General features: G+C 69.5%; 24 protein-coding genes. 9 read left to right on the top strand and 15 right to left on the bottom strand.

Annotated features, from left to right (window positions below):
* Positions 1 to 17: 17 nt before the first annotated feature.
* The 3 genes from KVY00_RS08185 to KVY00_RS08195 all read right to left on the bottom strand — a co-directional run bounded on the left by KVY00_RS08185 (position 18) and on the right by KVY00_RS08195 (position 3,670).
* Entirely contained in the window at positions 18 to 1,520 is a 1,503-nt protein-coding gene (locus tag KVY00_RS08185; protein WP_223042509.1) for a bifunctional 3-(3-hydroxy-phenyl)propionate/3-hydroxycinnamic acid hydroxylase, read from the bottom strand.
* A gap of 98 nt (positions 1,521 to 1,618) precedes the next feature.
* Positions 1,619 to 2,662: a VOC family protein gene (locus KVY00_RS08190; RefSeq protein ID WP_223042510.1), complete on the bottom strand. Its 1,044-nt coding sequence runs from the start codon at positions 2,660 to 2,662 to the stop codon at positions 1,619 to 1,621.
* Positions 2,663 to 2,746: 84 nt separating this feature from the next.
* The gene (locus KVY00_RS08195; RefSeq protein ID WP_223042511.1) at positions 2,747 to 3,670 is read right to left on the bottom strand and encodes a LysR family transcriptional regulator; all 924 of its coding nucleotides are present in this window, start codon (positions 3,668 to 3,670) and stop codon (positions 2,747 to 2,749) included.
* 137 nt (positions 3,671 to 3,807) lie between these two features.
* On the opposite strand from KVY00_RS08195, the gene KVY00_RS08200 reads away from it, so the two are divergent.
* Positions 3,808 to 4,821, top strand: coding sequence for an ornithine cyclodeaminase family protein (locus tag KVY00_RS08200; protein ID WP_223042512.1), 1,014 nt, complete (start codon positions 3,808 to 3,810; stop codon positions 4,819 to 4,821).
* 16 nt (positions 4,822 to 4,837) lie between these two features.
* Complete coding sequence (locus KVY00_RS08205) at positions 4,838 to 5,857, top strand: dihydrodipicolinate synthase family protein (protein ID WP_223042513.1); 1,020 nt, start codon at positions 4,838 to 4,840, stop codon at positions 5,855 to 5,857.
* A 165-nt stretch (positions 5,858 to 6,022) separates the two neighbouring features.
* On the opposite strand, the gene KVY00_RS08210 is transcribed toward KVY00_RS08205, so the two are convergent.
* From KVY00_RS08210 to KVY00_RS08230, 5 genes are read right to left on the bottom strand one after another with little or no spacing between them, the layout of a single operon-like run.
* Positions 6,023 to 6,424, bottom strand: coding sequence for a PaaI family thioesterase (locus KVY00_RS08210; protein ID WP_223042514.1), 402 nt, complete (start codon positions 6,422 to 6,424; stop codon positions 6,023 to 6,025).
* 1 nt (position 6,425) lies between these two features.
* Positions 6,426 to 7,664, bottom strand: coding sequence for an acetyl-CoA C-acyltransferase (locus KVY00_RS08215; RefSeq protein WP_223042515.1), 1,239 nt, complete (start codon positions 7,662 to 7,664; stop codon positions 6,426 to 6,428).
* Positions 7,665 to 7,697: 33 nt separating this feature from the next.
* Entirely contained in the window at positions 7,698 to 8,720 is a 1,023-nt protein-coding gene (locus KVY00_RS08220; protein WP_223042516.1) for an ABC transporter permease, read from the bottom strand.
* Positions 8,720 to 9,676: an ABC transporter permease gene (locus KVY00_RS08225; protein WP_223042517.1), complete on the bottom strand. Its 957-nt coding sequence runs from the start codon at positions 9,674 to 9,676 to the stop codon at positions 8,720 to 8,722. The genes KVY00_RS08220 and KVY00_RS08225 overlap by 1 nt, the downstream gene beginning before the upstream one ends.
* Positions 9,673 to 11,193, bottom strand: a complete 1,521-nt coding sequence (locus tag KVY00_RS08230; protein WP_223042518.1) for a sugar ABC transporter ATP-binding protein — start codon at positions 11,191 to 11,193, stop codon at positions 9,673 to 9,675. Before KVY00_RS08230 ends, KVY00_RS08225 begins: the two co-directional genes overlap by 4 nt.
* 148 nt (positions 11,194 to 11,341) lie before the next feature.
* On the opposite strand from KVY00_RS08230, the gene KVY00_RS08235 reads away from it, so the two are divergent.
* Positions 11,342 to 12,586, top strand: a complete 1,245-nt coding sequence (locus tag KVY00_RS08235; RefSeq protein ID WP_223042519.1) for a substrate-binding domain-containing protein — start codon at positions 11,342 to 11,344, stop codon at positions 12,584 to 12,586.
* 87 nt (positions 12,587 to 12,673) lie between these two features.
* On the top strand, positions 12,674 to 13,168 hold the full coding sequence (locus KVY00_RS08240) for an oxidoreductase C-terminal domain-containing protein (protein WP_223042520.1): 495 nt from the start codon (positions 12,674 to 12,676) through the stop codon (positions 13,166 to 13,168).
* A 17-nt stretch (positions 13,169 to 13,185) separates the two neighbouring features.
* On the opposite strand, the gene proC is transcribed toward KVY00_RS08240, so the two are convergent.
* From proC to KVY00_RS08275, 7 genes are all read right to left on the bottom strand, one after another.
* Positions 13,186 to 14,037 (bottom strand): pyrroline-5-carboxylate reductase, encoded by an 852-nt coding sequence (proC, locus tag KVY00_RS08245; RefSeq protein WP_255572558.1) that lies wholly within the window; start codon positions 14,035 to 14,037, stop codon positions 13,186 to 13,188.
* A gap of 73 nt (positions 14,038 to 14,110) precedes the next feature.
* Complete coding sequence (locus KVY00_RS08250) at positions 14,111 to 15,514, bottom strand: aldehyde dehydrogenase family protein (RefSeq protein WP_223042521.1); 1,404 nt, start codon at positions 15,512 to 15,514, stop codon at positions 14,111 to 14,113.
* Positions 15,515 to 15,549: 35 nt separating this feature from the next.
* Positions 15,550 to 16,713 carry a TRAP transporter substrate-binding protein DctP gene (gene dctP, locus KVY00_RS08255; protein WP_223042522.1) on the bottom strand — a complete coding sequence of 388 codons (1,164 nt, stop codon included), beginning with the start codon at positions 16,711 to 16,713 and terminating at the stop codon, positions 15,550 to 15,552.
* Between the two features lie 115 nt (positions 16,714 to 16,828).
* Positions 16,829 to 18,283, bottom strand: a complete 1,455-nt coding sequence (locus tag KVY00_RS08260) for a TRAP transporter large permease (RefSeq protein ID WP_223042523.1) — start codon at positions 18,281 to 18,283, stop codon at positions 16,829 to 16,831.
* A gap of 39 nt (positions 18,284 to 18,322) precedes the next feature.
* Positions 18,323 to 18,868 carry a TRAP transporter small permease gene (locus KVY00_RS08265; RefSeq protein ID WP_223042524.1) on the bottom strand — a complete coding sequence of 182 codons (546 nt, stop codon included), beginning with the start codon at positions 18,866 to 18,868 and terminating at the stop codon, positions 18,323 to 18,325.
* Positions 18,869 to 18,876: 8 nt separating this feature from the next.
* Positions 18,877 to 19,764 carry an NAD(P)-dependent oxidoreductase gene (locus tag KVY00_RS08270; protein WP_223042525.1) on the bottom strand — a complete coding sequence of 296 codons (888 nt, stop codon included), beginning with the start codon at positions 19,762 to 19,764 and terminating at the stop codon, positions 18,877 to 18,879.
* Positions 19,765 to 19,800: 36 nt separating this feature from the next.
* Positions 19,801 to 20,214: a carboxymuconolactone decarboxylase family protein gene (locus tag KVY00_RS08275; RefSeq protein ID WP_223042526.1), complete on the bottom strand. Its 414-nt coding sequence runs from the start codon at positions 20,212 to 20,214 to the stop codon at positions 19,801 to 19,803.
* 214 nt (positions 20,215 to 20,428) lie between these two features.
* Here KVY00_RS08275 and KVY00_RS08280 point away from each other — a divergent pair, with 214 nt between their 5' ends.
* The 5 genes from KVY00_RS08280 (at position 20,429) to KVY00_RS08300 (ending at position 24,850) form a co-directional block, all read left to right on the top strand.
* Positions 20,429 to 21,397 (top strand): AraC-like ligand-binding domain-containing protein, encoded by a 969-nt coding sequence (locus KVY00_RS08280; protein WP_223042527.1) that lies wholly within the window; start codon positions 20,429 to 20,431, stop codon positions 21,395 to 21,397.
* Positions 21,398 to 21,450: 53 nt separating this feature from the next.
* Positions 21,451 to 21,753: a hypothetical protein gene (locus KVY00_RS08285; RefSeq protein ID WP_128387588.1), complete on the top strand. Its 303-nt coding sequence runs from the start codon at positions 21,451 to 21,453 to the stop codon at positions 21,751 to 21,753.
* A 153-nt stretch (positions 21,754 to 21,906) separates the two neighbouring features.
* The gene (locus KVY00_RS08290) at positions 21,907 to 23,049 is read left to right on the top strand and encodes an ABC transporter substrate-binding protein (RefSeq protein ID WP_223042528.1); all 1,143 of its coding nucleotides are present in this window, start codon (positions 21,907 to 21,909) and stop codon (positions 23,047 to 23,049) included.
* A 65-nt stretch (positions 23,050 to 23,114) separates the two neighbouring features.
* A complete protein-coding gene (locus tag KVY00_RS08295) occupies positions 23,115 to 23,963 on the top strand; it encodes an ABC transporter permease (protein ID WP_223042529.1) in 849 nt (282 codons plus the stop codon).
* Entirely contained in the window at positions 23,960 to 24,850 is an 891-nt protein-coding gene (locus KVY00_RS08300) for an ABC transporter permease (RefSeq protein ID WP_255572559.1), read from the top strand. Before KVY00_RS08295 ends, KVY00_RS08300 begins: the two co-directional genes overlap by 4 nt.
* Position 24,851 lies beyond the last annotated feature (1 nt).

The raw sequence follows: 24,851 nt of genomic DNA on the forward strand, positions 1-24,851 counted from the left end.
GCGTTCGTGGTTGTTCATCAGACGGCGACGGCCGGCCGACTCTGGGAGGGGAGGCGCTGGATGAGCGCCGCGAGCTCCGCGGCGGAATCCGCGACCCCGAGCACGTACCTGTCGGGCCTCACCACCACGCCGAGCCCGCCCGAGGCCTCGAGCAGCCCACGCGTCTGCGACTCGTCGAGCAGCACGGCGACGTCGCGATCGTCCTCGAGCCGGCTCCTGAGATCGGGGTCCAGCGCATCGTACGCCTCCCGCGCGGCGGCGACGACGAAGCGCCTCCCCACGAGGTCGTCGAGCCTCGTGCCGTCTTCGAGGATCGGCTGCACGCTGAGCGCGCCGGCGCGCTCGTCGACGTCGCCGGTGTGGATCCCCGGACCGAGGCGCGGCGAGACGGGTGCGAGCGAGGCCGGGTTGGCCCGGATCACCGCGTCCCGTTCGGCGGCCACGGCCGGGTCGGTCGTCTGCACGTACAGCGCGGCCTGCACCGCCTGCTCCACCCAGGCGCGCGCGTGCGGCTTGCGCTCCGTCTCGTAGGTGTCGAGCAGACCGTCGTCGGCGAGCCCCCGCGCCACGAGGTCGAGCTTCCACGAGAGATTGGCGACGTCGCGGATCCCCGCGCACAGCCCCTGCCCGAACATGGGCGGAGCGAGGTGCGCCGCATCTCCGGCGAGGAAGACGTTGCCGATCCGCCACTGCCGGGCGATGCGGCCGCGGAAGGTGTATAGCACCTGGCGGTCCGGGGTGAACCTGTCGGCCGGGAGCACGCCGTGGCTGATGCGCTCGATGCCCTCCGGCGTCACGATCTCCTCGGGGTCGTCCCCCGGCATGACCATGAACTCCATGCGGACGCGGCTGCCGGGCAGCCGCACCCAGAGCGCCGGGCGCGTGTGGTGTCCGAGGAAGATCATGTCGTCCTCGTACCCCGGGCTGTCGACGAGGTGACCGTCGACGACGACCCACTGCCGGTCCTCGCCGAACCGGTCGGCCTCGATGCCGAACGACTGGCGAACGGCGGATCTGGCGCCGTCGGCCGCGATCGCCCAGCGCGCTCGCAGCGTGGTCTCGGAGCCGTCGGCGTCACGGATGTCGACCTCGACCCCGATGTCGGTGTTGCGCACCGCGAGCGCCTCCACTCCCACGCGGAGGTCGACGTTCGGAAGGCCGTCGACGACGTCGCGCAGCAGCGCTTCGATGTCGGGCTGGTGGAAGTTGAGATCGTCGTGCCACCCCTGCGAGCCGAACTGACCGGTCGGGAGCCTGAGGAGGATCTCGCGAGCCTCGTTCTCCATGTGCATCGAGGCCATCGGGATGGTGACCTTGCGGAACTCGTCGGTGACGCCGAGCGACTGCAGGGTGCGGAAGGTCTCGCCGTCGAAGTGCACGGCCCTGGCCGTGGGCCAGATCTGCTGGTCCTTGTCGATCCCGATCGCTCGCAGCCCCGCTCGTCCCATCAGACCGAGAGCCACGGTGCCGACCGGCCCCGCGCCGACCACGATGACGTCGGCGTCGAATATTTCCCGCATGTCACTCCTTTGTGTGCAGTACGTATCGTATCGTAATTATGATAACCGCCCTGAGGCCCGCTGACAACTGCTGTCCGCGAGCCTCCGAGGGGCGTCTCTCAGCGTTGGTCGGGATCGCTCACGCGCACCGCAGCGGCGACCATCGCCTCCTCCGAGCCCTCGACCAGGCCCTGCTCGGTGGCGGTCGGGCCGGACGCCGGGGGGAACGCCTCGAGCATCGTCTGCGGCAGCACCCGGTTGCGGTAGAAGTCGTCGTTGCCCTGCGACGGGTGCCAGCGGAAGGGCTCCCAGTCGGGCACGTAGTTGCGGTAGCCGCCGGTGTTCAGCTCGATGCGGAGCCCGCTCGGCTCGCGGAAGTAGAGGAAGGCCTGCTCCCCCACTCCGTGGACACCGGGGCCGTACTCGATGGGAGTGCCGCGCTCGATCAGCAGATCGGCGGCCCGGTCGAGCTCGGCGCGCGTATCGACCCACCACGCGTAGTGGTGGATGCGACCGGAGCCGTCGTTCGATCCGTCGAGCAGGATCCCGAGGTCGTGCGACTTCTCGTTCGTGGTCAGCACGCCGAAGAAGGTCACATCCTTGCCCTCGATCTCGAACCCGGAGTATCCCATGCGCCGGAACCCCAGCGTCTCGCTGTACCAGTTCGCGAACCCCTCGACGTCTCGCGAGGCGATGGTCACGTGGTCGAGGTGACGGGCCGCGATTCCCACCGCGCGGCGCTTCTCCGGACGGTCGGGGAACTCGGACGCGAACTCGCCCGTGCCGTGATACCGCTCGGCTTCCCAGAAGAGCTGCATCGTGTGACCGAACGGTCCGGTGAAGACGTAGGAGCGTCCGAGGTGCGCCCCCGGCTCCTTCCACTCGCCCCCGTAGCCGGCGGCCTCGATCCGCTCGACCGCCTCGTCGAGCGCCTCGTCGCTGGTCGTGCGCCACGCCATCGAGACGAGTCCGGGCGCGACGCCCTTCTTCAGCACCAGGCTGTAGGTGTAGAAGTCCCCCCAGGCGCGCAGGTAGACCTTCTCATCGTCCTTGTCGATCACCCGGAGGCCCACCTCCTCCACGTAGTAGCGGACGCTCTCCTCGAGGTCGAGCGCGTAGATCTCGAGGTGGGTGAGCTGCGACAGCAGATTCAACGTCTTCATCGACATTCCCTTTCTTCAGGTGCACGACTTCGTGCCTCGTGCTCCACTCTGATCGAACAAGATGATGCGGGGAATCCCGACCTGTCAATGATGAATATTGTGTTTCGCAATAGTGTCGTCATGCGCACGCTTCAGCACCTCGCGCAGCCAGAGATGCCCTGCGTCGTGCGAGCGGTCCCGATGCCACCAGAAGGCATCCCGGATGGGGTCCAGCGGCTCCGGCGGCCTCACCACCCGCACCCCCTCTCCCCGCGCCTCGGCCTGCCGCGCCAGCGTGTCTGGGAGCAGGGCGACCCGGTCCGTGCCCGCCACGAGCGACGGCACCACGAGGAAGTGCGGGGTCACGACCGCGGTCGTCAGATCCACCCCCTGGGCCTGCAGCTGCCGACGGGCCGGGGTCATTCCGTCCCGCGGAGCGAGCGTGTGCACCCAGCGCCGCCGCGAGAACTCCTCGACGGTGACCTGTTCGCCGATCTCCGATTCCGCGTCGACGATGCACACCCAGTCCTCGACGTACAGGTCGAGGTGATCCTCGTCCGCCAGGTATCCGTGCGGCAGGATCAGCCCGTCGATCGAGCGGAGGGAGTCGGGGAGCTCGTTCACCAGCTGCGACGAGGCCGGCACGAACTCGAGGCGGATCATGGGCGCCTCGGCCGTCACGATGCGGTTCAGCGCCGGCGCCATCCGCGCGATCGCGTAGTCGACGCCGGCGATCTCGAACGTGCGGGTGCTCGCGGCCGCGTCGAAGGTCGCCTCCAGCTGCAGCACCCGGTCGAGCTCGCCCATCATCGCAGGCAGCTCGGCCAGCAGCTGCTGGCCGAGCACGGTGAGCTCGTGCTGCCGGCCCTTGCGAACGAGCAGCGGATCGCCAAAGTGGGATCGCAGACGCGAGAGCGATATGGACATGGTGGGCTGCGCGACGTGCAGCCGCTCGGCGGCCCGCGTCACGCTGCGCTCCTCGAGCAGCGCGCGCAGTGGGCGCAGCAGGTTGTAGTCGACACTGACCATGCTCATGATCGTAGCTACCCCGACGCTCGAGAGACGGACGTTCTATCCGGTAGAGTCTATTAGATACGATCCGTTTCGGATAGGATAGACTCGCAGGCATCCGCGCAACCCGGGGCGGAGCACCACAAAGGAGTGCCGTGAGTTCAGAAGATACCCCACCGCCCGCGCCGCCGCTCTTCCTCACCGATGCGGACGTGCAGCAGCTGTCCGACTGGGACGACGCGATCGCCACCATCCGCGCCGCGTACGCTGCCCCCGAAGACGACGGGCGCACCCCCGGGCGGATCTTCGCGCAGACCTCCCGGGAGTGGACGCGCATCATGCCGTCGATCCCCGCGAGCGGGCGACTGTTCGGTTCGAAGGCGATCGTCGGCTCGTTCGCCGACGGCCTGCAGGTGAGCTACCTGATCTCCCTCTTCGACAAGTCGGACGCCGCACTGGTCGCGCTGATCGACGGCAACCGGGTCACCGGGCTCCGCACCGCGGCGACGACCGCCGTCGCCGCGGCCGCCATCACACCGGGAGGCCCCCTGAGCATCGGGATCGTGGGCTCGGGCTTCGAGGCGAGATCCCACCTCGAGGCGCTCTCCCGCGTGCTCGAAGTCTCGGAGATCCGGATCTTCAGCCCGACGGAGGCGAACCGCGAGCGCTTCGCCTCCGAGGTCGACGGCGCCTACGGCGCTCCGGCCTGGGCGGTCGCCAGCGCGGAGGCCGCCGCGAGAGGCGCGGACCTGCTGCTGTGCGCCGCCAGGTCCCGCGACGAGAGCCCGACCGTGCAGGCCGAGTGGGTGGGTGATTCCGCCACGGTCCTCTCCATCGGCTCCACCACGCCGGCGCAGCGAGAACTGCCCGTCGAACTCCTGGAGCGCGCCGCGACGATCGTCGTCGACACGTTCGACGAGGTCGTCCACGGCAGCGGCGACATGCTCGCCGCCGCCGAAGCCGGAGTGGCGGTCGAGCACAAGACCGTCACCCTGAACGCGGTGCTCACGGAGACGCAGCGCGTCGATCCCGAGCAGGGCATCCGCATCTACAAGTCGACGGGCTCGGGGCTGCAGGACATCGCTGTCGCCGAGATGCTCGTCGAGCGGGCGCAGCGGGCCGGAACCGGCACCCGCCTGCCCGTGGGCATCGTGACCAGCCGTAAATGAACGAAGGAGAACGCAGATGGTCGATTACACCAAAGCAGAGGCCCGGGCCTGGGCGCGGCAGAATTTCCGCGGCACGGTGGCGGTGACGCACCCCTCGTACACACCGGACTTCAGCGGGATCAACGAGAACGCGATCCGCCACGACGTCCTCCGGCTGAAGGAGCTCGGCTTCGCCGGCACCCTGATCGTGGCGGAGGTCAACGTCACCCCCGAGGAGAACGCCCGGATCACGGCCGTCGCGCGCGAGGCCGCCGGACCCGATTTCGCCCTGTTCTTCCACGCGATCTTCGGCACGCTCGAGGAGAACATCCGGGCCGCGAACCTCGCCACGACGGCCGGCGCCGACCGCGCGCTGCTCGCCTATCCCGCGGCGTTCTGGCCGACGTCGTACGACGAGGTGTTCGAGTACACCAGGGCCTTCACCGAGGGCACCGACCTGGCCACCATGCTCTTCCCGCTTCCCGCGTGGGGCTTCGAGCGTATCCACCCCGCCGGCATGAGCGTCGAGTTCGTGCGCCGCGTGCTCGACGAACTGCCCAGCATCGTCGCGATCAAGGCCGAACAGGGCTACCCGGGCATCCCCGGCGTGATGGAGATGTACCACCACTTCCACGAAGAGGTCGTGATCTCCTGCCCCATCGAGGCCGAGACGATCCCGCTCATGTCGGTGCTCGACTTCCAGTTCTCGGGCACCAGCAACACCAACTGGATGGGCGACTACTATCCGCGCGCGTTCGAGCTGGCCCGCACCGGGCGCTGGGAGGAGGCCATGAAGCTGTACTGGCAGGTGCACCCGGCCCGCCAGGCCAACACCGCCATCTCCAGCACCTCGACGCCCGGCACCAGCACCATCAACCGCACCCAGTGGAAGTACCAGGAGTGGCTGGCGGGCTTCAACGGCGGCGCCCTGCGGCCGCCGTCGTCCAAGATGCCGGATCGCTTCATGAAGCAGGCTCGCCAGGCGCTCATCGCCTCAGGGCTGCCGGTGACCGACTCCCTCGACGAAGAGTTCGTCCGCGGGCGCACCGCGGCGTAGCGGCACCGCGGCGTAGCGGCACCGCGGCGTAGCGGCACCGGCGACCTGCCGCCTGTGAGACGCGCAAACGGTATGGGATCTGCCGTAGATATGCCGGATCCGCGTGATCCGGCATATCTACGGCAGATCCCATACCTTCGGCGGATTCAGACCCCCGCCCGTGGACTAAACTCTCGGTCGCATCACGCGCCCCGTGCCCCGGAACAGCGCGATCTCCCGACCGTCGGCGCGCACGATCACGTCGACCACCATCCTGCGGTCGTCCACGAAGAACGTCGACGCCTCGGCCACCAGGGTGGCGCCCACTTCCGCCGGCGCGAGATAGGTGATGGAGGCCTCCGCCGTCGCGGCGCCCGGCAGCAGCGAGTTGGCCGCGCAGGCGAACGCCTGGTCCGCGAGCGTGAACGTGTATCCGCCCTGCGCGACCCCGTGCCCGTTCGCCATCTCGGCCGAGACGACCAGCTCGGCGGTCGCCTGCCCTCCGCTCGCGCTCGTCACCTTCAGGCCGAGGGACTGGCCGCTGCGCTCGGCCGCCAGCAGCTGCTGCACGTACGGATCGATGCTCATCTCACGCCAGCCGCTCGATGACCATCGCCATGCCCTGACCGCCCCCGACGCAGAGCGTCGCAAGCCCCAGGGTTCCGTCACGATCCGCCAGCCCGTGCGCCAGCGTCCCGACGAGGCGCACCCCCGTCGCCCCGAACGGGTGGCCCAGAGCGATCGCTCCGCCGTGCGGGTTGACGATCTCGGGATCCGCACCGAGCTGCCGGACCACCGGCACGACCTGGGCCGCGAACGCCTCGTTCAGCTCGATCAGGTCGAGATCCCCGATGCCGAGCCCCAGCCGCTCGAGCAGGCGTCCCGAGGCCTCGACGGGCCCCAGCCCCATGATCTCCGGGGAGAGCGCGCTCGCTCCCGCTCCGAGCACGCGTGCGAGCGGGGTCAGGCCGAGCTCCCGCGCGCGACGCGCGCTCATCAGCACGGCGGCCGAGGCGCCGTCGTTGAGCGGGCTCGCATTCCCCGCGGTGACCGTGCCGGTCTCGATGAATGCGGGCGGCAGCCCCTGGAGCACCTCGAGCGTGGTCTGCGGCCTCGGGCCGTCATCGGCGTCGACCACCGAGCCGTCCGCACGGGTATAGGGGGCGATCTCGCGGTCGAAGTAGCCGTCCGCGATCGCCCGCGCCGCGCGCTGCTGCGAGCGCAGCGCCCAGGAGTCCTGGTCGAGCCGCGTCGTGCCCGTGAGCCGCGCCACGAACTCCGCGGTCTTGCCCATCGCGATGTAGATGTCGGGATCCTCACCGCTCTCGCGCGGATCCCGCCACGGCTCTCCCGAGGCGAAGAGCGCGTCGGCCCGAGCCGCGGCGCGCGCGGACGCGGGGTGGGGGTTCGTGGTCGTCGGCGGCTCCACGGAGGTCGACTCGACGCCCGCGACGAGGTAGGCGTCGCCGTCGCCGGCGCGGATTGCCCGAGCGGCCGAGGCCACGGCCTCGAGCGATGATGCGCAGAAGCGGTTGATCGTCGCACCGGGCAACCCGTCACGGCCGGCGAGCACCGCGATCCTGCGGGCGAGGTTGTCGCCCTGCGCGCCCTGCGGGACCGCGGTGCCCACCCAGAAGTCCTGCAGCTCCCCCGGGTCGAGACCCGGAACCCGCTCGATCGCCGCGGCAATGGCGGCGACGCCCAGATCTTCGGGTCGTTCGGATGCGAGCGAGCCCTTCCGGGCCCGCCCGAACGGGGTCCTGGCATACGACACGAGCACGGCATCCGTCGCGGCGAGGGGTCTGTTGGGGGCGCTGATCTGCGGCATTCGCACGGTCTCCTTCGGGTTCTTCCAGAACGTTCAGAACCGGTCTCTCACGTGGCGATCGCGGCCGTAGAGCGCAACGACGCCGATGATGACCAGGCCGTAGATGATGCGGCTCTGGCCGTCGCTCATCCCGTTGCTCACCACGATGGTCGAGAGCAGGGTGAGGATCGTGGCGCCCAGCACGGTGCGCGTGTAGCTGCCTCGGATCGAGCCGAAGGTGGTGCCGCCGAGCAGCACCGCGGCGAGACCCGTGAAGAGGTAGGGGTCGCCGCTGGTCGCGTTCCACCCCGAGCTGAAGCTCGCGAGGAGCATGCCCGCAATCCCGGCGGTGACGCCCGACATGGCGAAGACCCCCGTCCAGACCGTGCCGGTGCTGATCCGGGCGAGCCCCGCGGCGCGGCGGTTGGCGCCCGTCGCGTAGAGGCGCCTCCCGTTCACGGTGCGCGCGAGGAAGAGCCAGACGAGCACCGCGGCGACGACGACGATGAGGATCAGGGGAGGTACGGGCAGGCCGAAGGTCGTGCTCGTGATGCCGGTCAGGCTCCGCAGGGCATCGGGGGGAGCCGAGGAGTAGTCGGCGTTCGCGATGAACAACGTGCCCCCGGTCAGGGCCGCGCTGACGCCGAGCGTGAGCACCAGGGGCTGCACCTCGTATCGGTGGCTCACGAAGCCGACGAAGGCTCCCACCCCGCCGCAGACGGCGACGGTGGTCAGCAGGGCGAGCGGCAGGGGCCATCCGGCTCCGGTGGCGAGATTCGAGGCAACGAACGATCCCACGATGATGTACCCCGGGATCGCCAGGTCGAGCCCTCCGAGGATGACGACCAGGGTCTGCCCCATGGCGGCGAGGGCGAGCAGGGAGACGAGCATCAGGATCGAGACGATCGACACCGGGTTCAAGATGCTGGGCACGGTCGCCACCAGCCAGGCGGCGAGCACCGTCAGCACCGCGATCTGCAGGATGGGTAGTCGCAGCAGTGCGGTCCGGAATCCCGCGATCCCGCGCGGCGAAGGCAGAGGGGTGTTGACCGTCGCGGTCGGGGGTCGTGTGTTCATCATCGCTTCCCTTCGCCGCGAGTCGACAGCAGCGTCGCGCTGAGCAGCACCCCGAGGATGAGCACGGCGCCGTACGCGAACTGGATGAAGTTGGTCTGCACGCCGGCGGCGGTGAGGAACTGCTGGATCAGGTAGAGCGCGAAGGCTCCGAGCATGGATCCGACGAGGCCTCCCCGCCCGCCCAGCAGGCTCGTCCCCCCGAGCACCACCGCGGCGAGGCCGAGGAGCGCGTAGGTGGTCGCGAGCGAGGTCTCCGAGGACTGCAGCAGGGCGGACAGCGCGATTCCCCCGATCCCGGCGAAGAGGCCGCCGAGCGAGTAGGCGAGCACCCTCACGGCAGTCACGTTCACGCCCGAACCGTAGGCCGACACGTCGCTGTCGCCCGTGGCGAGCAGGTTTCGCACGAACGCCGTGCGGCGCAGCAGGTACCAGATCAGCAGTGCCGAACCGATGGTGATCACGGCTCCGGGCACCACGCCCACCGAGCGCGCCAGCCCCTCGCTCCATCGGTCGCTCGCGGACACGGGGGTCCGTGCGATGGTCTGCGAGAGCCCGACGAGCAGGAAGAGCATACCCACGGTCGCGACGACCGGGTGCAGCCGCACCACGGCGACGAGCACGCCGTTGATCGCGCCGATCCCGGTCGCGAGCAGCAGCAGGATCGGGATCGCGAGCGGCGCGCTCCCGAGCCCCGCGGGCATGAGCACGGCGATGAAGACGACGCTGATGAACGTCGTCAGGGGGCCCACGGACACGTCCATGCCGCCGGAGAGAATGGCGGGGGTCGAGGCGAAGCCGACGAGGGCGAACGGGGCGAAGGTGCCGAGGATCGCCGGCCATCGGGCCGGGTCCAGGAAGCTCGGGGAGACGATGACGTTGAGCACCAGGAGCACAACGCACAGCAGCAGCGCGAACGCCCAGGGGCGCTGACGGAAGAACGAGAGGACGCCGTTCATGAGACGCTCCCCGCCGGCTGGCCGAAGTAGGCGGAGACGACCGCCTCGTGCGTGATCCCCTCGTGGGCGAGGTCGGCGAACACCTCGCGGTCGCGGAACACGAGTGCGCGGTCGACGAGCTCGACGATCTCGTCGACCTCGCTCGACAGCATGACCACGCCCATCCCCTCCGACGCGAGGCGGTTGAGCGTCGCGTAGATCTCCCGCTTCGTCGAGATGTCCACTCCGCGCGTGGGATCGTTCAGCAGCAGCACGTCCGGGCCGGTGGCGAGCCACCTGGCCAGCAGCACCTTCTGCTGGCTGCCGCCGGAGAGGGTCGAGATCGGGTCGTCGGGGCTGCCGAGGCGGATGCTCAGGCCGTCGACGAACCCGCTGAATCGCTCCCGCATCCGCCGCGCGCTGACCAGCCCGCCCCGGCGGTCCTCCCGCAGCGTCGGCAGCGCGAAGTTCTCCCGGATCGACATCGCCTCGAAGAGCGACTCGCCCCGGCGCTCTCGGGGGAGGTACGCGATCCCGAGCCGCCCGGCCCGCCGCCACGTGACCTCGGTGTCGCCCCGGCCGCGGGAACCGATGCGCACGACCCGGCCCGCTCCGCTCGCGACACCGCCCAGCCGGCGGATGAAGAGGTCCTGCCCGTGCCCCTCCAGTCCGCAGAGCCCGATGATCTCGCCGGCCCGCACCGTGAGGTCGATCGGGGCGGCGCCGTCCCCGAGCCGCACGCCCCGCGCCTCCAGCACCGCGGCACCCGGCGTGCGGGGCTCTTTCTCGCGGGCGGCGAGCCCGCCGCGCTCCCCGGTCATGTCCTGGATCAGGTTCGGGATCGACATCGCCTCACGTTCGACCGTCGAGACGGTCCGTCCGGTGCGCAACACGGTGACCCGATCCGAGACGGCCTCGACCTCGTCCATGCGGTGCGAGATGAATAGCACGCTCGCCCCCTCCTCGGTGAGTCGCCGCATCTCGGCGAAGAGCCGGTCGCGGGTCTGCACGTCGAGCGCCGCAGTCGACTCGTCGAGGATCAGCACTCGGGGGTCGCGCACGAGCGACCGCGCGATGCAGACGGCCTGGCGCTCGGAGAGCGAGAGCTTCGCCGCCGGCAGGTCGAGCGGAGCGTCTCCGAGAAGGCGCCCCAGCACTTCGGCCGCCTTCTCCCGCTGCGAGGCGGGGGACAGCCTCCGGCGGAAGAGTCCGCCCGCGCCGAGCCAGACGTTGTCGACGACCGATTGCCCTCCGGCGGTCAGCACCTCCTGGAAGACCGTCTCGATCCCGAGCTCGCTCGCCTCCCGGGGCGAGCGCATCGAGACGTCCGAGCCGCCGAGGCGCACGGTGCCCTGATCGGGCTGATGCACGCCTCCGATGATCTTGACGAGCGTGCTCTTCCCCGACCCGTTCTCGCCGAGCAGCGTGTGCACCTCGCCGGCGTGCAGCTTGATCGATGCGTGCACGAGTGCGCGGGTGGCGCCGAAGCGCTTGCCGATGCCGTCGAGACTTAGGCGCGGGGGTTGATGCTCATTCATGCGACTCCTCGTCGAGTTCTCCGCATCGTCGCGGAGGGCACGTTTCCATAACATAAACTGTACGTATCGTATCGAATGTGGCTATCATTGTGCAACGCCCCCGGGGCGTTCACCACACACTCAACATCCACTCGACGAGGAGTTCAGATTGAGCAAGCACATCCACCAGAGACGACCGATCACCAGGGCGTTCACCGCCCTCGCCGTGGCGGGCCTCGCGCTCTCCGGTTGCGCCTCCGGCTCCGGCGGCGGGTCCGACGGCGCCGACGACACCACCGCGTCCTCCGATCTCGGCGAGTGCGGCACCGTGCCCGTGCTCGAACCCAATGATCCGAACGGCCTGCTGGACGGCCTCAGCGACGAGGTGAAGTCCGCATACAACGGCTACCCGCTCGAGATCAAGGAGTCGGCCTGGGCCGACTGGACCCCCGACCACGAGGGGCCGTTCACTGCAGCCATGATCACCAATCCGCCGACCAACCCGTTCCAGGTCAGCCTCTACGATGCGATCAAGAAGACGCTCGCCGAGAACGACGTGGAGCTCATCGCCGAGTACGCCCCGGCGAACCACCAGGACGTGCCGCAGCAGCTGCAGCAGTTCGAGGAGGCGATGTCCCGCGATCCCGACATCATCTACTTCCTCCCGCTCGCCCCCGAGCCGAGCCTCGAGGTCATCGAGGCCGCGGGGGAGGCGGGGATCCCGGTGGTCGTCTTCCAAACCCCGGTCGACTCCGAGTACGCCCTCAGCGTGGCGAGCAACCAGGTGCTCCAGTCGATGGAAGTGGGCGCCCAGGTCTACGAGGCGATGGGCGGCGAGGGCAACCTCCTGCGCGTCGCCGGAGTCCCCGGCATCACGAGCGACACCGACGCGCTGGCCGGTTACAACGCCGCGCTCGAACTCTGCCCGGGCATCTCCATCGGCGGCGAGGTGACCGGCTTCTTCGAGTCGGGCACCGCCCAGGCGGAGACGCTGAAGTACCTCTCGGCGAACCCCGCGCCGGTGGACGGCGTCATCCACTCGGGCACGATGGGCCTCGGCGTGCTCAACGCCTTCCTGGAGTCCGGGCGCGAACCCGTGCCCATCGCGGACATCGGCGCCCTGCAGGGCTTCATCAGCTGGGCGCTGCAGAACCCCGACTACCCCTACGTCGGCACCGCGTCGCCCACCGCGAGGATGGGGGAGGCCATGGCGGAGGTGGGGATCCGAACCCTGCACGGCGAGGGCCCGAAGGTGAACCAGGTCATCACCCACCCGTTCATCGTCAATCGCGACAACATCGAGGAGTGGGGCGACGAGTCCTGGGACCTTGCGGACCAGACCGACTTCGCGGGCGATCCGAAGGCGTACTTCCCCGGCGACTCGCTGGACGAGTTCTTCAACAACCCGGGTTGAGTCCCGAGAGGGCCCCGCTCCCCTGGTGAACCGCACCGGGGAGCGGGGCCCTCCCACGCGCTCGGCTCTGTGAGGGATTCGGCTACGGTGAGAGGGATCCGGCGGGAGAAGTCAGACGGAGTCACCGCGATCCTCGGCCGCGACGGATGGGCGGTCGGCGTCGAACTGGCGGACGGCGAGCGGATCGCGGCCTCCGGGATCGTGGTCGACGGCAACCTGCGGATGAGCGACGAGGGCGTCTTCGCGATCGGCGACTGCGCGCGATACCCAAACCGGTTCGCGGGTACTGAGATGCGCGTCGAGTCGGTGCAGAACGCGACCGACCACGCGCGCCACGTTGCGGCCGTGCTCACCGGCGCCGCCGAGAGCGACTACCGCTCCGTGCTCTGGTTCTGGAGCACCCAGGGCGACCGCCGACTGCAGATCGCGGGGATCGCGATGCCCGACGACGAGGCCCGCCCGATTGAGCAGGGCGACGACGGCAAGCTCGTGGTGGAGCGGTGGCGCGCCGGCCGGCTGGTCGCCGTCGAGACGATCAATGCCCCGGGGCCTCACATGCCGGCCCGGCGCGCGCTCGCCTGACCCGGCAAGGAACGCCGCTACTCGCCGCGCTCGAGCTCCTCGGACCGGCGCACGTTCGCGGCGAGCGCCCGGTCGAACAGATCGCCCCAGTCGGCCTCCTGCAGCACCGCGACCGCCTGCTCGGTCGTGCCCTTCGGGCTCGTCACATTGCGTCGCAGCTGCTCGGGCTCCTCGTCGCTGCGCACCATCAGCTCGGCGGCGCCGGCGATCGTCTGCTGCACCAGCAGCCGCGCCTGCTCCGCGTCGAACCCCATCCGCCGAGCAGCGGCGGTCATGTGCTCGGCGTAGAGGAAGACATAGGCCGGCCCCGATCCCGAGACCGCGGCGACGTCGTTGATCTGGTCCTCGCGCACCACGAGCACCGAGCCGACCGTCTCGAACAGGCGCCGCACCGTGTCGACCGCCTGATCGCTCGCCGACGAGCCTCCCGCGATTCCCGTCACGCCCCGCCCGATGTGCGACGGCGTGTTCGGCATCGCCCGCACCACCGAGACGCCCTCGGGCAGTTCCGCCTCGATCGCGCTGCTCGGAACCCCGGCCGCGACGCTGACCACGATCGCGCCCGGCTCGAGCGCGTCGGCGATCTCGCGCGCGGCGTCCGAGATCATCCACGGCTTCACCGCGAGGATCACGAGGCCCGCGCCGCGCACTGCGCGGCGGTTCGCCTCGGGATCGCTCTCTCCCGCGAAGGCCACCACGTCTTCGGCGTCGTCGAATGCCGCGGCGCTCGCCGCCGATCGGGTCGTCACCGCGATCGGCAGTTCGATGCTCACGTCGGGCGCTCGCAGGCCGGTGAGGATCGCGCCCCCCATCGAGCCGACTCCGATCATGGCGGTGCGGGGCAGGGTTTCGTTCGTCGTCTCGCGCATGGTTCAAGTCTACGAGCGAGGCTGCGCGGGGAGACGCCCGCCGGTGGGTGTCTCTCCGCGCGGCCCCGGTCGCTCAGACCGTGATGACCTTCGGCGCGGCGACGGCCTTGAGTCCGTGCGCTCCGAACTCGAGCCCGTACCCCGAGGCCTTCACCCCGCCGAACGGCACCATCGGGTTGAGGGTGCCGTGCTGGTTGATCCACACCGTACCCGCCTCGATCCGCTCCGCAACCCTGCGGGCCTCGTCGGGGTCACCCCAAACCGAGGCGCCGAGGCCCTGCTCGGAGGCGTTGGCCCGAGCGATCGCATCCTCGAGATCGGTGTAGCGGATGATCGGGATCACCGGACCGAACTGCTCCTCGTCGACCAGCGCCGCACCGTCTTCGATGTCGGTCACGATCGTGGTGCGGTAGAACTGCGCCCCGAGTTCGGCGGCTGGTTCGCCTCCGGTCACGATCCGCGCACCCCGGGCACGCGCGTCGTCGACCAGGCGCCCCACGATCTCGAACTGCTGCGGCGTCGTCAGCGGGCCGAGCAGGTTCCCCTCTTCCGTGCCCGGCCCCATGGGCACCGCATCCGCGATCTCCGCGAGCGCGGCGACCACGTCGTCATGCACCGAGTCGTGCACGTACAGGCGCTTGAGGGCCGCGCAGGTCTGACCCGTGTTGATGAAGATGCCCCAGAACAGGCCCTCTGCGATCGCCCGCGCATCCGCGCCGGGCAGCACGATCCCCGGATCGTTGCCTCCGAGTTCGAGCGTCAGCCTCGCGAGGTTGTCGGCCGAGCTGCGCACGATCTCACGGCCGGTCTCGGTCGAGCCGGTGAACATGACCTTGTCGATCCCGGGATGGCTCGCGATGCGCGCCCCGACCTCGCGGTTGCCGGACACGACGGTCAGCACTCCGGCCGGCAGATGACAGTTCATGAGCTCCACCACCGCGAGCACGCTCAGCGGCGTGTAGCTGCTCGGCTTCACCACGACGGCGTTTCCCATCCGCAGCGACGGCGCGATCTGCCAGATCCCGATCAGCGCCGGCCAGTTCCACGGGCCGATCGCCGCGACGACGCCGAGCGGCACGTAGTGCAGCTCCGACCGCGTCCCCTCCGCCTCGAACAGCACTTCGGGCTCGATCGCGGTGTCGGCCGCGTTCCGCACCCACACCGCGCACCCGCCCGCTTCGAACCGCGCGCCTGCGCCGTTCAGCGGTTTGCCCTGCTCCCGCGCGATGATCTGGGCGAGTTCCTCGGCGTGAGCCTCGATCTCGTCGGCGGCGATGCGCAGCAGCCGCGAGCGCTCGTGATGGCCCAGCGCGGCCCACCCCGTCTGCGCCTCCCGCGCCGTCTCCACGGCGGCGTCGAGATCGGCGACCGTGTGCACGGGCGCATACCCGATCGTCTCCCCGGTAGCGGCGTCGGGTATCGCGCGCCCGGCCGCCTCGGCCACCGTGATCGCGTTCAGCAATGCGTTGTCCGTCATTCTCTGCTCCTCTTCTCGCTCTGCCGGCGCACCGGTCAGCGGTCCTCGAACGACGCCACACAGGCCGCCGTCGCATCGTCATAGGCGACATCGTCGTAGGTCTCGAGGCCGTCGATGTACTGATCCAGCACGCCCTCGGCGTCGTCGAGACCCTGCTCCGTGGCGAGGTCGATCCACATCTCCTTGCCCGTGTCGCCCAGTGCGTCCTTCCATGCCTGCGTGTCCTGCTCCTCCCACGCGTTCAGGGACTTCACCGTCGGCGCGTCCTTCATCTGCTGGCACTGACCCGCCGCGACCTCGTTGAAGGCGGCGATGCCGGCGCCCGTGTTGAGCTCGTCGGTCACCTGATCGAACTGCTCACGGAGGTCATCCGGCAGAGAGTCGTAGGCATCGGCGTTGACCCACATGCCGAAGGTCGAGTACTGGCCGACGCCGGGATCCGTCCAGTCGGGCAGCAGCTCCATCAGTCCGTAGTTCACGGGGAAGTCGATGGCGCCGCCGATCATCGATACGACACCCCGTTCGACCGCCTCGTAGGTCTCGGGAGCGGTGACCGCGACGATGTTCCCGCCCGCGTCGCCGACGGCCTGCTGGATGATCGGGCCCGAGACTCTCACCTGGGCTCCCTGGAACTGGGAGACGTTCGTGATCGGTTCATGCCCGCCGAGCAGGAAGCGCCCCACCGGCCACGTGGCGACGTGGTGCAGGCCGTTGCGCTCCATGATCGCCTTCGCCGGATCGTAGTCCCGGTGCAGGTCGTAGATCGACTGCATCGTCGCCTGAGCGTTCTGGCTTAGGAACGGGATGCTCACCATGCTCGTGGACGGGAAGTACTGCGGCGTGTAGTCGGGCACGGTCACGCCGATCTGGGCCCGGCCGTCGCGTACGCAGTCGGCGACTTCGGGCGCTTTGCACAGCGCCTCGGTGGCGGTCCGCTCGAAGTTGATGCGACCCTCCGTGACCTCCTCGACGCGGTCGAGGAACCAGTTCTGCACCGCCGCGTTGGGGGTGTCGGCCTGAGCGCCCGTCACGAGCGTCCAGGTGACGGTCTCCCCGCCGCCATCGCCTCCTTCGCCGCCCGGCGACGCGTTGTTGATGCCCGAGCAGCCGGCGAGCACGAGGCCCGCGACCGCGATGAGGCCGATCGATCCGGCGGCTCGGCCGAGCCCCCTGGGGTGCTGTCGAGTGGAGAACATCATCGTCCTTTCGTGGGTGTTCCGCCGCGTGGGGCGGGGTTGACTTCATTGTTCAGCGGCCCGGCCGCGCTGTCGTTGGCGAACGGCGCAGCCGGGTGAGGCGTTCGCGCAAGCCTGATCAGCCGGCCCCCTGCGCGACGAGCGAGGGCAGGAACAGGGTGATCGCGGGCACGAAGAAGAGGATCGCCGAGACTACGAGATCCATCAGCATGAGCGGCAGCACGCCCTTGAACACGGTCTCCGTGCGCACCCCGGTGGCACCGGATACGACGAAGCAGGTCATGCCCACCGGCGGGGTCACCATCCCGATCGCCGTCAGCTTCACGATCATGAGCCCGAGCCAGATCCCGTCGAACCCCAGTTCCATCGCGATCGGGTAGATGATCGGGATGGTGATGATGAGCACTGAGATCTCGTCGAGCGCTGTGCCGAGCGGCAGCAGGAGGAGCAGGAGCAGGCCGATCGTGAGGAGCGGCGGCACGTCGAGCCCCGCCACCCAGTTCGTGACCGTGTCAGGCACGTGGGCCGCGATCAGGAAGGTCGAGAACACGCTCGAGCCCACCAGGATCATGAAGACCATCGACGTCGTCTGAGCCGTGTCGAGCAGGGCGCCCTTCACCTTGTCCCACACGACGCTCCAGCCCTCGCGCCGGAATTCCCAGAGCAGGATCACGAGCGCCACGAATGCCGCGATGGCGGCTGATTCGGTCGAGGTGAATATCCCGGAGAACATGCCGCCGAGGATGATCAAGAAGATCACGCCCAGACGCACGAGGCCTCGCCACGGCAGATCTCTCAGCGTGCGCCCGTAGACCTGTCGCACGGCCTCGGTGTCGGGGGTCCCCGGGGGCAGCTGGGAGATGCTCGCGGCCGGCTCGGCGGCTCCGGATCGCGCTCCGCGCTGCGCCGCCGCATCCGCGTGCGCGACCGCGACAGCCTCGGTGAGCGTCGCCTCGGGGCGCACGATCTGCCGGTGCCCCACCACCAGGATGTACACGATGTAGCCGAGCGCGGAGAGCACGCCGGGAATGATGCCGGCCGCGAGGATCTGCGCGACCGATTCGCCCGTCATGATCGCGTACAGCACCAGGAATGTGCTGGGCGGGATGACGACGCCGAGCGTGCCCGCGATCGCGACGATGCCCGTCGCGAGCGCAGCCGGGTAGCCGTAGGCTCGCATCTGCCCGACCGACAGCTTCGACATGGTCGCGGCCGTGCCGATACTCGAACCGGAAACCGCCGAGACCCCCGCGCACGCCATCACCGTGGCGACGCCGAGACCCCCGGGGAAACGGCTGACCATGTGGTTGGCGACCGCGAACACGTGCTCCGCGATCCGCGCCCGCATGGCGAACATGCCCATGAGGATGAACATGGGGATGATGGTCAGCGAGAAGCTCGCCGTCGCGCTGAACGGTACCGAGCCGAGCACATTGGTGGTGTAGTCGGTACCCTGCAGGATCCCGAGGCCCAGCGCCCCCGTCAGCGCGAGCGAGAGCGCGACCGGCATGCGCAGCATGAGCAGCACGAGCAGCAGGGCGACCACCGCGAGCACGATCATTGTGACGAGCATGACTGGCCTCCCATCAGCGGGAGGGTGCGGGTGCGATCCCTACGCATCGAGCACCACCTCCGTCTCTTCTCCGTAAGCGGTGCGCCCCCGGATCACGCGCACCAGGTTGACGATCGCGACGACCGTCCAGAACAGCACGCCGACGGCGATGATCCAGCGCAGGGGCCAGATCGGCCACTGCACGAGGCCGAACCGGGTCTCGCTCATGCTCGTGGACTGCGCGGCGCGCAGGAACAGGGCGGCGGTCGTCCAAGCGAGAATGCCCGTGTTGAGCACCCAGACGAGCATCGAGACGACGCGAGCCGGCACCGGCTTCAAACGATCGGTGACGACGGTGACAGCGACGTGACCGCCCTGAATCGAGGTCCATGCCAGACCGAGGAACACGGAGGCGACCAGCGCGGTCTCCGCGATCTCCATCATCCCCGGCAAGCTCGCCCGCGTGATGCTGCGCACGAGCACATCGATCACGGTCGCGAGCATGAGCACGACGAGCGCGCTCGCCGCGACGACGCCCAGCGCGGCGCTGCACCGCTGCAACAGGCGGTCGAAAGCCGATCCGCCGGGTTCCGCAGAGGTTCCCATACCGAGCCCTACCGATCCCGCCAGAACTCGAAGGCGCGGGTGTGGTCAACGTCGCCGAGCGCCTCGAGCGCCTCACCCATGGCGCCCGTCACCGCGTCGCAGACGGGAGCCTCGCGACCGGCGGCCCGCTGCACGCGCTGGGCGATCCGCACATCCTTCGTGAACAGCGGCAGGGCGAACCCGCTGGCAAAGCGGCCATCGACGACGTGCTCGGGCAGCACGTGGGTGGTCACGAAGCTCTGACCCGTGGACGCGTTGAACACGTCGACCATCACCGAGGGATCGAGGCCGAAACGGCTTCCCGCTATCAACGCCTCTGAGGAGGCCGTGAACGCCGCAGCGGCGACGAAGTTGTTGAGCGCCTTCATCGCGTGCCCGGTGCCCAGCCTGCCCGTTCGGAAGATGCGGGAGCTCATGGTCTCGATCACCGGGATCGCACGCTCGGCTGCGGCGTCGTCGTCGGCCCCGAGCATGATCGAGAGCGTGCCGTCGACCGCGCGCTCCCGCGCACCGGAGACCGGCGCGTCGACCATCGCATACCCCGCCCTCTCCAGCGCCTCGCCGGTCTCGACCGTCTCCGTCGGATCCGAGGAGCTCATATCGACGAACACGGTTCCGGGCCGAGCGGGAATCCTCGGCGCTCCGTCGTCATCGAGGAGCGCCCGGCGCACGATCGCGCTCGTCGGCAGCATCATCACGATGACCTCGCGATCGGAGAGGTCGGAGACGCTCGACACCGCCGTCGCACCGATGCGGGCGGCGAGCTTCCGCGCCCGATCCTGATCCACGTCGAAGAGGGCGAGGTCGAACGCGCCCGATGCCGAGATGTTGCTCGACATCGGATCCCCCATCGTGCCCAGGCCGATGAAGCCGACCCGCGTGATCTGATTGTTCATATCGTCGTTCCTTTCAGCTCTCATGCCCGCCGCCCGTCAGGGGCGGGCCGCCTCGCCGTCGAACTCCGGCACGATCCCCCGCTCGGCGAGGATCTCCTCGACCGCGCGCAGACCCTCGACCGCCGCGGGGATGCCGCAGTAGAGGATCGAGTGGATGACCACCTCGCGCAGTTCGAGCGGGGTGACCCCGTTCTCGAGCGCGCCTCGGGCGTGCACTCTGAGCTCGTGGGATTTGCCCTGTGCGATGAGCATCGCGAAGGTGACCCGGCTGCGCTCCGCATACGTCAGCCCCTCTCGCTGCCAGATATCGCCGAAGCAGTACCGGGTGACGAAATCCTGGAGCTTGTCGTTGAGGTCCGTGGTGTGCTCGACCTGCCCCTCGGCCCCCTCCGGGCCGAACATCGTGCGCCGCTGGTTCAGACCGACCTCGTATAGCTCGTCTTGGATCACAATCCGCTCCTTTGAAGATTCCCCCGCGACCGCGTCGCCGCGTGCATCTCACAGTGTGGCGGAGCGACGGCACCCTGAAGTTGTCCAACGCCGCACGCAAACTGGCAGTTCGCGCAGCCGCCGCAGGGTTCACCCCGTCACGTATGGATGGCTCGCCCCGATGCGCCTACTCTTAAGGCGGACGAGGATGTTCATCTGACAGGGAGGCAAGCCGATGTCGGCGCACGATCCGCAATACTCGATGGAGTCTCACGACTCGGTGGGCTTCGATGATTGGGTACGACTCGTCGGCAATCGGTTCGTTCCCCTCGCGCTCTCGACGAAGTCGCCGGAGACCTTCTCGGGCACGATCCGCACCCGCACGATCGGCGGGATCTGCATCACCGATATCGCAGCCTCTCCGCACAGCGTTCACCGCCTCTCGAACGCGATCCGCCGGGATAAGAACGACCACCTCAAGCTGAGCATGCAGCTCGAGGGGACGGGGCTCGTCATGCAGGACGGGCGCAGCGCTCACCTGAGCCCGGGGGACGCGGCGATCTACGACACCTCCCGCCCCTACACGCTGGAGTACGACGGTCCGATGCGCTCGCTCGTCATGCTCTTCCCCCACTCCATGCTCGGGCTGTCGGCGAGCATGGTGCACACGGTGACCGCGGCGCGACTGGCGGGCGACAGCGGGATCGGCAGGGTGATCTGCCCGTTCATGCAGCACATGGCCGAGAACCTCGATCACCTCGAGGGGGTGAACGGCTCGCGCATCATGCACAGCGCCTTCGAGCTGATCACAGCGCTCCTCTCCGCCGAGATCCAATCGAGAGCATCCGAAGACGAGCACGGAGTGGCCTTCGAATCGGTGCGCAGGTACATCGACGCGCACCTCACCGATCCCGGCCTCACCATCGATGCGATCGCCAAGAGTCACTTCATCTCCACCCGCCAGCTGCAGTACCTGTTCCAGGAAGAGGGCCTCACCGTCTCCGGCTACATCCGATCCCGGCGTCTCGAACGCTGCCGGATCGATCTCGAGGACTCCGCCCTGCGGGAACGCACAGTGCTGCAGATCGCGCAGGCCGCGGGCTTCATCGACCTCAGTCACTTCAGCAAGCTCTTCAAGTCGACCTACGGTCGCACGCCGCGCGAGCACCGACTCGCGCATCTCCGCGCAGTCCCGCTTCTATGACCCGATCCGGAGGCCTCCCCCGTAGAATGTGGGCAAGCGACGAAGGGATCGAGATGACCGCGAGTAGCGAGCACCGGGCACACATCGAAGAGGCGCTGCTGGACGGCGCGAGGATCTCCCGGGTGATCAGCCTCGACCTCGGAGAGGTCGACGGCGAACTCATGGTCGCGGCGAAGGTGGACCTCGATCCCGATCTCACGATGCGCGAGGTCTCGTTCGTGCTGCACCAGGCCAAGCGCCGGGTGCAGGCCGCGGTCGCCGAGGTCGCCGTGATCTACCTCGAGCCCGACGTCTACCTCGACCCGAACGCGGCGACGCCGTCGACCAGCTCCATCGTCACGCTGTCGTACGACTGACCCGTCGGGCACCGAGAGTTCACCGGCGCGTCACGCGCCGAGCCCCAGGAGGACATCCGCGCTCCCTAGCGTGGTGTCGGATCGGCACCGCCCCGGGCGGTGCCGCGAGCGCCGGCCCGGCGATCCGCACCCACGTCACGAAAGGGAATCCACGTGAATTCTCGCGCACTCCTGCGCTCCGCAGCTCTGGTCACCACCGCCCTCCTGCTGGGCGGCACCCTCGCGGCCTGCTCCTCGAACGGCGACGGCGACGACACCGCTTCTGGGAGCGTCGTCGATGCCTCGACCGCCACCAGCGCCGCCGATCTCGGCGGCTTCGACGCGCTCGTCGAGGCCGCTCAAGCCGAGGGCGAGCTCAACGTGATCGCGCTGCCCGAGGACTGGGCCAACTACGGCGCGATCATCGCCGGCTTCGAGGAGGAGTACGGCATCGCGGTCAACTCCGCGTCGCCCGACGCGTCGAGCGCCGAGGAAATCCAGGCCGCCGAGAATCTCAAGGGCCAGGACACCGCCCCCGACGTCTTCGACCTCGGCGCGGCCGTCGCGCTCGAGAACACCGACAAGTTCGCGCCTTACAAGGTCGAGACCTGGGATGACATCCCCGACGAGAACAAGCACCCCGAAGGGCTCTGGGTGAACAACTACTCGGGCGTCATGTCGATCGGCTACGACAGCGACAAGCTGCCCGAGCCCACCTCGCTCGACGATCTGCTGAGCGACGACTACCGCGGTGCGGTCGCGCTGAACGGCGACCCGACGCAGGCCGGTGCGGCGTTCGCCGCGGTGGGCTGGATCGCGGCGCTGAACGGCGGCGGCGTCGACGACTTCGGCCCCGGCATCGACTTCGTGGGTCAGCTGCGCGGAGCGGGCAACTTCCTCACCCTCGACCCCACGCCCGCGACCATCGCGTCGGGCGAGACCCCGGCCGTGTTCGACTGGTCGTTCAACAACGTCGCCGCCGCGGCCGACAAGCCGAGCTGGAAGACCACGGTCATCCCCGGCGCCGCGTACGTCAGCTTCTACAACGAGGCCATCAATGCCGACGCCCCGCACCCGGCGGCCGCCCGCCTCTGGCAGGAGTGGATCTTCTCGGACGAGGCGCAGGCCCTGTTCCTCGAGGGGAACGCCGTGCCCGTGCGCGTCGACGCCCTGAAGGCCTCGGGCGCCGCCGATGAGGGTGTCATCGAGGCAGCGACGTTCGGAACGGAGGGCGACGACTGGATCTCGCCCGACCAGGCGCAGACCGAGTCCGCGAACGAGGTGCTCGCCGAGCGCTGGGCCGCGACGATCAAGTGACGGCTCGCGGCGCCTCGCGCCTCCCGGTCGAGCCGGGTCGCGCGGGGCGCCGCTCCGCTTCCCTCATGAAGTCGCGCATCCTCCCGGCACTCGGGCTCGCCCCGTTTGCGGCCTACGTGCTGCTGTTCCTCGCCGTGCCCACGCTGCTCGCCATCGGCAGCGGGTTCTTCGACGACGAGGGGTTCACCCTCGACAACCTGGGCGCGCTGCTCGCCCCCGCCACGCTCGAGGCGTTCGGCGCCAGCGTCTGGGTGAGCGCCCTCACCGCCGCCATCGGCGCGGTGGTGGGAGCGGTGCTCTGCTGGGCCCTCGCGGCTCTGCCCGAGACGGGGCCGCTGCGCCGGGTCGTCGACTCGGCCAGCTCCGTGCTGGCGCAGTTCGGCGGTGTCATGCTCGCCTTCGCGTTCATCGCGACCATCGGCATCCAAGGCATCGTCACGGTGGTGCTGCGCGAGCGGGGCGGGGTCGACATCTATTCGGGCGGCGTCTGGCTCTACGAGCTGCCCGGCCTCATCCTGCCCTATCTCTACTTCCAGGTGCCCCTCATGGTCATCACCTTCCTGCCCGCCGTCAGCGCGCTGCGGCCGGGCTGGGCAGAGGCGGTCGCCACGCTGGGCGGGTCGAGCGGCGCGTACTGGCTGCGGGTCGGCCTGCCGATGCTCGCGCCCGCGTTCCTCGGCTCGCTGCTGCTGCTGTTCGCCAACGCGTTCTCGTCGTACGCGACCGCGGCGGCGCTCATCAGCCAGGGCTCGCAGATCGTGCCGCTGCAGATCCGCGCCGCCCTCATCGGCGAGACCGGCGGCAGCAGCGCGAGCTCGGCGGGCGCCCTCGCGCTCGGCATGATCGTCGTGATGACCGCGGTGATGCTCGTCTACGGGCGGCTCATGGCGCGCGCCGCGAGGTGGCAGCGATGAGCGCGCGAGTGACCGGGCGCCCCTCGCCCGTCGCCGCCCGCATCGTCGTCGCGGTCGTCGGCGGCCTCTTCCTGATCCCGCTGGTCGCCATGCTCGAGTTCACACTGCGGCAGACCGCCGGCGGCTACGGCCTCGAGCACTGGGCGGCGCTGTTCGATCCCGAGAACGCGCGCAGGTACCGCACGCTGTTCCAGGGCATCGGCAACTCCTTCGCGCTCGCGGCCATCGCACTCGCGATCGTGCTCGTGCTGTTCTTCCCCACGATCGTGCTGGTGCACCTGCGCTTCCCGCGCCTCGAGCGCGGGCTCGACCTGCTCACCGTGCTGCCGATCGCGATCCCCGCGATCGTGCTCGTGGTGGGCTTCGCACCCGTCTACCGGGTGATCGGGCAGCTGTTCGGGTCGGGGGCCTGGACGCTCGGACTCGCCTACGGCGTGCTCGTGCTGCCGTTCGCGTACCGCGCCATCGTGGCCGATCTGCAGGGCATGGACGCCCGCACCCGCGCCGAGGCCGCCCGGTCGCTCGGCGCGGGCTGGGGCACCGTGCTCGTGCGGGTCATCGCGCCGGGCGTGCGGCGAGGCCTGCTCGCCGCCTCGCTGCTTACCATCGCGATCGTGCTCGGCGAGTTCACCGTCTCGTCGCTGCTCAACCGCACGACCCTGCAGGTCGCGCTGCTGCAGGTGTCGAAGTCCGACCCGTTCGCGGCCGTCATCGTCTCGCTGCTCTCGCTCATCGGCGCCTTCGCCGTGCTGCTCGCGGTGAGCAGCACCGGATCGGCGAAGCGGCGAGGCGCGCGACGCGTCGGCGGCCCCGTCGCGGGCGCGCTCGCCGCACCCGGCGCCCCGGCCGCGCCCGCCCCCGTTTCCGCCACCGCCAAGGAGTCCTGAC

It is taken from the genome of Leucobacter tenebrionis, assembly GCF_019884725.1.
Lineage (GTDB): Bacteria > Actinomycetota > Actinomycetes > Actinomycetales > Microbacteriaceae > Leucobacter > Leucobacter tenebrionis.

Bases quoted from the DNA above. Each gene is read 5' to 3' on its own strand.
- KVY00_RS08270 (WP_223042525.1), bottom strand. From the start codon at position 19,764: ATGAACAATCAGATCACGCGGGTCGGCTTCATCGGCCTGGGCACGATG.
- KVY00_RS08210 (WP_223042514.1), bottom strand. From the start codon at position 6,424: ATGAGCATCGATCCGTACGTGCAGCAGCTGCTGGCGGCCGAGCGCAGC.
- KVY00_RS08215 (WP_223042515.1), bottom strand. From the start codon at position 7,664: ATGCCGCAGATCAGCGCCCCCAACAGACCCCTCGCCGCGACGGATGCC.
- KVY00_RS08205 (WP_223042513.1), top strand. From the start codon at position 4,838: ATGGTCGATTACACCAAAGCAGAGGCCCGGGCCTGGGCGCGGCAGAAT.
- KVY00_RS08190 (WP_223042510.1), bottom strand. From the start codon at position 2,662: ATGAAGACGTTGAATCTGCTGTCGCAGCTCACCCACCTCGAGATCTAC.
- KVY00_RS08250 (WP_223042521.1), bottom strand. From the start codon at position 15,514: ATGACGGACAACGCATTGCTGAACGCGATCACGGTGGCCGAGGCGGCC.
- KVY00_RS08230 (WP_223042518.1), bottom strand. From the start codon at position 11,193: ATGAATGAGCATCAACCCCCGCGCCTAAGTCTCGACGGCATCGGCAAG.
- KVY00_RS08285 (WP_128387588.1), top strand. From the start codon at position 21,451: ATGACCGCGAGTAGCGAGCACCGGGCACACATCGAAGAGGCGCTGCTG.
- KVY00_RS08220 (WP_223042516.1), bottom strand. From the start codon at position 8,720: ATGAACACACGACCCCCGACCGCGACGGTCAACACCCCTCTGCCTTCG.
- KVY00_RS08195 (WP_223042511.1), bottom strand. From the start codon at position 3,670: ATGGTCAGTGTCGACTACAACCTGCTGCGCCCACTGCGCGCGCTGCTC.
- KVY00_RS08295 (WP_223042529.1), top strand. From the start codon at position 23,115: ATGAAGTCGCGCATCCTCCCGGCACTCGGGCTCGCCCCGTTTGCGGCC.
- KVY00_RS08265 (WP_223042524.1), bottom strand. From the start codon at position 18,868: ATGGGAACCTCTGCGGAACCCGGCGGATCGGCTTTCGACCGCCTGTTG.
- dctP (WP_223042522.1), bottom strand. From the start codon at position 16,713: ATGATGTTCTCCACTCGACAGCACCCCAGGGGGCTCGGCCGAGCCGCC.
- KVY00_RS08225 (WP_223042517.1), bottom strand. From the start codon at position 9,676: ATGAACGGCGTCCTCTCGTTCTTCCGTCAGCGCCCCTGGGCGTTCGCG.
- KVY00_RS08185 (WP_223042509.1), bottom strand. From the start codon at position 1,520: ATGCGGGAAATATTCGACGCCGACGTCATCGTGGTCGGCGCGGGGCCG.
- proC (WP_255572558.1), bottom strand. From the start codon at position 14,037: ATGCGCGAGACGACGAACGAAACCCTGCCCCGCACCGCCATGATCGGA.
- KVY00_RS08260 (WP_223042523.1), bottom strand. From the start codon at position 18,283: ATGCTCGTCACAATGATCGTGCTCGCGGTGGTCGCCCTGCTGCTCGTG.
- KVY00_RS08300 (WP_255572559.1), top strand. From the start codon at position 23,960: ATGAGCGCGCGAGTGACCGGGCGCCCCTCGCCCGTCGCCGCCCGCATC.
- KVY00_RS08280 (WP_223042527.1), top strand. From the start codon at position 20,429: ATGTCGGCGCACGATCCGCAATACTCGATGGAGTCTCACGACTCGGTG.